6 protein-coding genes and 1 pseudogene are annotated in these 5,310 nt (G+C 39.9%); 5 read left to right on the top strand and 2 right to left on the bottom strand.

The annotated features are described in order from the left end of the window. Positions 1–221: 221 nt before the first annotated feature. Genes VIM94_RS03995 through VIM94_RS03985 form a run of 3 tightly spaced genes read left to right on the top strand, consistent with a single transcriptional unit; the run spans position 222 to position 2,609 of the window. On the top strand, positions 222–1,550 hold the full coding sequence (locus VIM94_RS03995) for an MATE family efflux transporter (protein ID WP_332037999.1): 1,329 nt from the start codon (positions 222–224) through the stop codon (positions 1,548–1,550). A gap of 57 nt (positions 1,551–1,607) precedes the next feature. Next, a complete protein-coding gene (locus tag VIM94_RS03990) occupies positions 1,608–2,375 on the top strand; it encodes an enoyl-CoA hydratase/isomerase family protein (RefSeq protein WP_332037998.1) in 768 nt (255 codons plus the stop codon). Positions 2,376–2,420: 45 nt separating this feature from the next. Next, on the top strand, positions 2,421–2,609 hold the full coding sequence (locus VIM94_RS03985) for a hypothetical protein (RefSeq protein WP_332037997.1): 189 nt from the start codon (positions 2,421–2,423) through the stop codon (positions 2,607–2,609). A 111-nt stretch (positions 2,610–2,720) separates the two neighbouring features. On the opposite strand, the gene VIM94_RS03980 is transcribed toward VIM94_RS03985, so the two are convergent. Then, entirely contained in the window at positions 2,721–3,374 is a 654-nt protein-coding gene (locus tag VIM94_RS03980; protein WP_332037996.1) for a 2OG-Fe(II) oxygenase, read from the bottom strand. A gap of 98 nt (positions 3,375–3,472) precedes the next feature. On the opposite strand from VIM94_RS03980, the gene VIM94_RS03975 reads away from it, so the two are divergent. Together VIM94_RS03975 and VIM94_RS03970 are read left to right on the top strand one after the other, a co-directional pair. Next, positions 3,473–3,928 (top strand): 6-carboxytetrahydropterin synthase, encoded by a 456-nt coding sequence (locus tag VIM94_RS03975; protein WP_332037995.1) that lies wholly within the window; start codon positions 3,473–3,475, stop codon positions 3,926–3,928. A gap of 117 nt (positions 3,929–4,045) precedes the next feature. Next, positions 4,046–4,804, top strand: coding sequence for a UDP-2,3-diacylglucosamine diphosphatase (locus VIM94_RS03970; RefSeq protein ID WP_332037994.1), 759 nt, complete (start codon positions 4,046–4,048; stop codon positions 4,802–4,804). Here the strand turns inward: VIM94_RS03970 and VIM94_RS03965 are convergent. Next, positions 4,801–5,310: pseudogene (locus VIM94_RS03965) on the bottom strand (single-stranded-DNA-specific exonuclease RecJ); the annotation flags it as partial. The gene VIM94_RS03970 and the pseudogene VIM94_RS03965 sit on opposite strands and share 4 nt — an antisense overlap.

The raw sequence follows: 5,310 nt of genomic DNA, 5'->3' as shown, positions 1-5,310 counted from the left end.
GGCGGTTGGTAGGATACTCTTGTTGGGCATAGCTGTTAAAAACGAAGAAAACACTTAACAACCACAAGCAGGGTAGTTTTAAATTCATAAGTTTTAATAGATTTTATAAACAATTCACTCAAAAATAGGACTATATTAATGCGAAGTGGTTTAATTTTAAACTTTTTATTCCTAAAAATCCCATGAACTAAGCGGGATCTTATTTTTATATTTGCCTTCTCTTGGAAACATCAATTAGTTTTAAAAATATAAATCGTTTAGCTATTCCGGCAATTATCGCAGGAATCGCAGAACCGTTAATTTCCCTTACCGATATCGCAGTGATCGGAAATGTTGAGAATAATCCGGTAGAGGCTCTGGCAGCAGCTGGGATTGTAGGCTCCTTTCTTTCAGCGATTATCTGGATAGTTGCCCAAACCAAGACCGCTATTTCAGCCATTGTTTCTCAACATTTGGGGGCAAACAGGCTTCACGCGGTAAAAACACTAATTCCCCAGGCCATTTATTTTAATTTTGCATTTAGCCTGGTGATTTATGCCACCACCGCAATTTTTGCTGAAACAATCTTTAGCGCCTATAATGCCGAAGGGCTTATTCTCAGGTATTCCGAAGAATATTATCAAATTCGGGCATTAGGTTACCCCCTCACCCTGGTCACCTTTGCTATTTTTGGAGTTTTCCGCGGACTCCAAAACACGCTTTGGGCTATGAAATGCAGCCTCGCGGGAGCTGCTGTGAATGTAGGATTAGATTTTCTTTTGGTATATGGCATTGAAGACCTTATCCCGGCTATGCACCTTAAAGGTGCTGCATACGCCAGCCTTGCTGCTCAGGCTACAATGCTGATTATGGCTTTATGGTTTTTCTTCAAAAAAACACCTTTTCATCTAAAGTTGAGTTTTAACATCAATCCCCGACTTAAAGGACTGCTTCTTATGGCTGCGAACCTGTTTATTCGTACCGCTGCCCTTAATTTTGCGATTTACCTGGCCAATGCCTACGCCACCGACTACGGGAAAAATTATATCGCTGCCCAAAGTATCTTGATGAATATCTGGTTGTTCTTTAGTTTCTTCATCGATGGCTATGCCAATGCCGGAAACGCTATAGGTGGAAAATTACTGGGTGCCCGTGATTATAAGAATCTTTGGGAGCTCAGCAAAAAAATCAGCAAATACTCCATTTTAATCGCTCTAATCCTGATGGCCCTCTGTGCCTTATTCTATACCCAAATAGGCCTCATTTTTAATAAGGAAGCCGCTGTTCTGGCTTTGTTCTCTTCTGTATTCTGGATCGTATTGCTCATGCAGCCTGTGAACGCCATCGCTTTTATGTTCGACGGAATTTTTAAAGGTTTGGGCGAAGCAAAATACCTTAGAAATTTACTGTTGGTGGCTACCTTCCTGGGCTTCACACCTACCCTATTGATTTCAGACTACTTCGGTTTGCAACTTTATGGTATCTGGATCGCGTTTTTTGTATGGATGCTTATAAGAAGTAGTGCCCTTGTAATCAAATTCCGAAGAAAATACCTGCATAAAGAAGTGTGAAGATTTCGTTTGTTCCCGCTTAATATTTTAAATTTGAGGGAAATCAACTGAATAATTATGTCTACCACACCCGAAAACGGAAGTTTATATACTAAAATCGAAAATGGAATTGCACACTTGGAATTTGGGCATCCGGCAAGTAATTCTTTCCCTTCGGTACTTTTAGAAAGACTGGAAAAGGAAATTGAGAAACTCTCTGATGACGAAAATGTGAATGTGATTCTTTTAAAATCGGAAGGAGAAAAAGCCTTTTGTGCCGGAGCCTCGTTTGACGAGCTTGTGGCTATAGAAACCATGCAGGCCGGAAAGTTATTTTTCTCCGGATTCGCCAACGTGATCAATGCGATGCGGAAATGTAAAAAAATAATTATTGGTCGTGTTCAGGGGAAGACCGTTGGAGGTGGTGTAGGACTGGTGGCGGCTTGCGACTACGCCATGGCCACTGATGCTGCTGCAATTAAACTTTCTGAATTGAGCATAGGGATTGGCCCCTTCGTGATCGCCCCGGCGGTAGAAAGAAAAATGGGAGTAGATGCTTTGGCCGAACTTAGTCTTGCGGCCCACGAATGGAAAAACGCTTACTGGGCTAAAGAAAAAGGGCTTTATGCCCGGGTTTTTGAATCGATAAAAGACCTCGACAAAGAAGTTGAAATTTTTACCGAAAAACTCGCCTCCTATAATCCCGAAGCTTTATTCGAAATGAAACAGATTCTATGGAAAGACACTGCTCACTGGGAAGAATTATTATTCGAAAGAGCGGCAATTTCGGGAGAATTAGTATTATCTGATTTCACTAAGAATGCCCTGGGGAAATTTAAAAAATAAGCCAATATCCCTGAATATTCAGTATATTAATGAAAATTGAAGATTATGAGCCTATTTCAGGAACATCTGCCAAAAGACCGACCGGCAAGCCGGGAAGAAGAATGGGGTTTTACCCTTTGGGAATTCATCGCCGATAATTGGCTATACTTAATTGCTATCCTACTAATTCTTGGGATATTTTTTTATGCCCGAATAAGCTGGAGAAAACGCCAGCATAGAAGAAAGCAAAATTAATGAGCGAAGATACCTGGGAAATATTTAGCTTTGTGAGCGGCATGGGTTTTTGGCTAATTCTCGCCGTAATATTGATTGTGGTAGTAATCTACAGCAAGTATAAAAAATAAGTTAGCGCGTCTTCAGCCATCCCGTAATACTGAGTCTCGTTTTATTTACCGGTTTTACTTCATGTTCCAGCACCTGGCTTTCGAAGATCACCACCCTGCCCGGCAATGGATAAATACTTTTTGCGCTTTCCTTCCCGTTCTTTTTTTTGTAAATCACCAATTCCCCACCGTTTTCCGGTTTCCAATCCTCGTCATTTAAATAACAAACCAAAGAAAGTTTTCTCCTGCCATCATTTTGAAAAGTGTCCAGATGGCGTTTATAGAATGTGCCTTCAGGGTAAAGGGCATAATGAAATTCTTTGGTAAGGATTCCGAGGAAACAAGTCTTATTCAGATAATCTACAAAAGAATTGATTTTGTCGAAAAAATACTTTTCTGGCAGGCCAGCTTCGGCTTCGTTAAGCCAGAGGATAAAATCCCCTCTCACCGATTTAGCAATCACTTCGTTGACCTTACTCCCAATTGCAGCCTTTTTGAATTCGTCCTCCTTAAATTTTTGTTTCAGAGAATCACGCAGAGCAGTTACCTCTTCTGCATTGAAAAAATTATCGGCAATACAATATTGTTTATCTACAAGTTCTGCTATTATTTCCTCGAAATAAGGGTTCTCCCTGAATTCTATTTGTTCAAAAAGTTCGGTTTCGATAATTTCCATAGGGACAAAAATTTTGCAAATATACTACGGAAAGAGATTTATTCCAGTAAAAAATTCAGGCACCAAAAATCCTGTATCTTTGCCAAAAATTTACTTTTATGAGTAAGATACGTATTACAAAACAATTTAATTTTGAAACCGGTCACGCCCTGTATGGGTATGATGGAAAATGCCGAAACGTACACGGGCACAGCTATAAACTTAATGTAACTGTGATTGGAGAGCCAATCACTGATCAATCTGATGTAAAATTCGGAATGGTGATAGATTTTGGCGATCTTAAAAAGATTGTGAAATCTGAGATCGTAGATAAATTTGATCACGCCACTGTATTCAATAAAAATACCCCGCATATCGAGCTGGCGCAGGAACTAAAAAATCGTGATCATCACGTAATCCTGGTAGATTACCAACCCACCAGTGAAAATATGATCATAGATTTTGCTGAAAAGATTAAAAATCACCTTCCCGGGCATATACAGCTACATTCTTTAAAACTACAGGAAACAGAATCTAGTTTTGCCGAGTGGTATGCCAGCGATCAAATAGGCTAAACCGAAGGGGGAGTTATTCAAAGAATCCCCTGTTTTATATTCAATCCCTCACAGGTTCTCCAGACCTGTGAGGTCTTCTGCGAAAATATTTATATTTACAATTCAGAAAACGATTAAATGACCATTCCTGAAGGCAAAAAGATCTATTTTTCAAGCGACAATCATTTAGGCGCCCCCACTGCTTCTGAAAGCAAGCCCCGGGAAGTACGATTTGTAAAATGGTTAGATGAAATAAAAGAAGATGCGGCCGCAATCTTTCTTTTAGGCGATCTTTTCGATTTTTGGTTTGAATATAAACACGCGGTTCCAAAAGGGTTTGTAAGGGTTTTAGGGAAATTAGCCGAAATAAAAGATAGCGGGATTCCTGTGTTTTTCTTTGTGGGAAACCACGATTTATGGATGAGAGATTATTTTGAGGAAGAATTGAATATTCCGGTCTTCCATAAACCAAAAGAATTTGAATTCAATAATAAAAAATTCCTCATAGGCCATGGTGATGGTCTGGGGCCCGGCGATCACGGTTATAAACGAATGAAAAAGGTATTTACCAATCCGTTTTCAAAATGGTTATACCGTTGGCTGCACCCCGATTTAGGAATTCCCCTGGCGCAGTATTTTTCAGTAAAAAACAAAGCGATTTCAGGGGTAGAAGACCAGGAATTTTTAGGGGAAGAAGGAGAGTGGCTTATTCAGTATTGCCGCAGAAAGCTTGAAAAAAAGCATTATGATTATTTTTTATTCGGGCACCGGCATTTGCCTCTCGATATTCAACTTGATGAAAATTCCCGGTATATCAACACCGGCGATTGGATTACGCATTATACCTATGCAGAATTTGATGGAAATACCGTAAAACTGAAGAAACTGGATTCTTAATCTTCTGCAATATCTCTAAGCTTTAATTGAAGTGAAACATTCCCGTTCCATTCATTCTCATCCAGACTATAAACCGCTTTAAATTTCTTTCGCTCTTTAATTAACTCAACTTTGTCGCCCAGATTAAAACCAATCATATCAAAAGTTGGCCCTGCCGGCCATTGAGTTACCGTGCATTTTAAATGGGCGTCCTCTGCCCCCACACATTTCCCGTATCCTGTATCGATAAGTTCTCTGCTCATAAACACCGGGCTCATATTGCCGGGACCAAAGGGAGCGAATTGCTTGAGAATCCTGTAAAACTTAGGCGTGATATCGCTTAATTTTAATTCAGCATCAATACTTATTTCGGGGATTAGCAGGTGTTTCTCGATACTATCGGAAACCACTTCCTCAAACTTGCGTTTAAAATTATCATATTCTGAAATTTCCAGGGTAAGACCTGCCGCATATTTATGCCCTCCAAACTGTTCTATATGATCCTGGCAGGCTTCCAGGGCATTATA

This window comes from Salegentibacter sp. (assembly GCF_036568425.1).
Classification (GTDB): domain Bacteria; phylum Bacteroidota; class Bacteroidia; order Flavobacteriales; family Flavobacteriaceae; genus Salegentibacter.
The sequence above is the reverse complement of the archived record's forward strand: the minus strand, read 5'-3'. Positions and strand labels throughout refer to the sequence as shown.

Excerpts from the sequence above, each read along its gene's own strand:
- VIM94_RS03970 (WP_332037994.1), top strand. The coding sequence starts at position 4,046 with ATGACCATTCCTGAAGGCAAAAAGATCTATTTTTCAAGCGACAATCAT.
- VIM94_RS03975 (WP_332037995.1), top strand. The coding sequence starts at position 3,473 with ATGAGTAAGATACGTATTACAAAACAATTTAATTTTGAAACCGGTCAC.
- VIM94_RS03990 (WP_332037998.1), top strand. The coding sequence starts at position 1,608 with ATGTCTACCACACCCGAAAACGGAAGTTTATATACTAAAATCGAAAAT.
- VIM94_RS03980 (WP_332037996.1), bottom strand. The coding sequence starts at position 3,374 with ATGGAAATTATCGAAACCGAACTTTTTGAACAAATAGAATTCAGGGAG.
- VIM94_RS03985 (WP_332037997.1), top strand. The coding sequence starts at position 2,421 with ATGAGCCTATTTCAGGAACATCTGCCAAAAGACCGACCGGCAAGCCGG.